A 240-nucleotide genomic window follows, 5' to 3' on the forward strand; every position below is an offset into this window, starting at 1 on the left:
CGCGCAGCGACAGCCAGCGCCGCACATCGCCCTCGTCGTACAGAATGATCTGCGTCATGATGCGCCGCTCGGCCACCCAGGCCAGGAACGCCGCCAGCTCGTCTTCCGGAATCTCCGGCACGGCGATCTCGCGCAGGCCGATCGACACCGCTTCCGGCTGCAGCTCGCGCACCAGGGCCATCTGCTCGGCCGCCTTGTACACGCCGGCCGCCTCGCTCGTCACCTGCACCAGCAGCTCGT

The 240-nt window shown here is 69.6% G+C and carries 1 protein-coding gene; it reads right to left on the reverse strand.

Annotated features, from left to right (window positions below):
* On the reverse strand, positions 1 to 240 hold a 240-nt coding region (locus SB764_RS44170; protein WP_410867335.1), incomplete at both ends, for a 3-keto-5-aminohexanoate cleavage protein.

The organism is Paraburkholderia sp. SIMBA_027 (assembly GCF_046535315.1).
Classification (GTDB): Bacteria; Pseudomonadota; Gammaproteobacteria; order Burkholderiales; family Burkholderiaceae; genus Paraburkholderia; species Paraburkholderia tropica.